Below are 1469 nucleotides of genomic sequence, written 5' to 3'. Positions count from 1 at the left end.
CCCCGACCGCGCCCGGGGGACGGCCGGCAGTCCGCCTGGCCCGCCGGCCCGCGGAACCGGCCGCTCAGCCGAGGGGGACGGGCGCCTTCAGGCGGCTGACGACCTCGTCCAGGAACCGGTCGACGGAGGCGTTCACGCTGCGGATGAAACCGGTCTCCTCCGCTCCCCGCTTGGTGCCCATGGTGGTCGGCAGCGTCAACCGGAACGAGGTGATCTCCTCACCGGCGTCCGGCACCAGCAGGCCCGGCTCGGGACGCAGCACCCGCAGCAGCTCGCACGGCCCGGCGCCCGGCTGCCCGGTCACCGCCTCCACCCGTAGCTCGGCGGGCGCGTCGGCCAGTTGCCGCAGCAGCCACTGCACCCGGGAGAGCGGGCGTGCCCGGTCGGCCGAGGCCAGTTCCACGGTGGCCTCCAACCGGCCGGTCCGCAGATCCGCCTCCAGCAGCAGCGGGCCGGGAGTGCCGGGGATGCGCAGCCCGGTGCTCAACCTGCCGGTGTCCACCAGCGCGGTCACGGTCTGCATCCGGCGGGCCGTGGCGTCACCGCTGCGCCTGCCCCGGGAGACCGGGGAGACGGTGACCCCACGGCTGCCGCCCAGCCGCAGGCACAGCTGGCGGGTCAGCTTCTCCCAGTTCTCCGCGACGTGCATCGCCGGCCGGTCCGTCACCCGCAGGGTGCCCTCGGTGATCGCGTTCCGTACCGGAACCCAGGACGCCCCCATGTTCTGGAAGCCCTGGCAGCCGGCGTTGTCGTGCCGCAGGTAGTGCAGCAGTTCGTTGAGCAGCCAGGCGTGGGCGGGGTTCGCCAGGCCGTCGTGGTGGCAGAGCAGATGGGCCTCGTGCGTCACCTCGGCCCAGGAAAGGTGGCGCAGGGCGACCTTGCGCAGCCGGCGCTTGTCCAGGGGCACCGGGTGCTCACCGTCGAGTGCGAGATCGTTCGAGAGGGTGATCACCGTCTCGTAGCCGTGCTTGCCCGCCAGGTCCACGTAGGACTGCACCTGGTCGGGCTTGAGGGGGTTGCCCCCGGTCTTGGTCTCGACGAGGGCCGTCCAGATCCGCCCCGCCCTGGCGACCCGGATCACGCCGTCCGGCCGCAGCGTGCCGTCCCCGTGCCGGAACGACGCCTCGGCGAAGGTCTGGACGGTCCCCGCCGGTGCGTTGAACTTCGCGGTCAGCCGCCGGCCGAACTCCGGTACGTGGGCCATCGCGGCCAGCAGCGTCGAGGTGGCCCGCACCTCGCGCTCCTGGTCGTTGCGCAGGCCTGACGCGGAGAACAGTCGGGCCGAACGCCAGTTGGGATGGTCGGCGAGGTCGACCTTGGCGGCCTTGGGCAGCGTGGTCCGCCGTTTGACGGTCCGCACCGGCCGGCTGCCCGTCGCAGCACGGGCCGCGGGCACCGCCGTCGCGTTCGGCGCCGAGGACGGATCCGGTGCCGAGGGCTGTGCCGGAACCGACGCCGGTGCCGCGCCC

The 1469-nt window shown here is 73.8% G+C and carries 1 protein-coding gene; it reads right to left on the bottom strand.

From position 1 onward, the window contains the following. Window positions 1–64 precede the first annotated feature (64 nt). Window positions 65–1469 (bottom strand): TerD family protein (locus ACYVE9_RS26560; protein ID WP_461030442.1); only part of this gene is annotated, 1405 nt, incomplete at its 5' end.

It is taken from the genome of Streptomyces sparsus (assembly GCF_054776295.1).
Note: the sequence above shows the minus strand (reverse complement) of the source record. Positions and strands in the feature narration are given on the sequence as shown.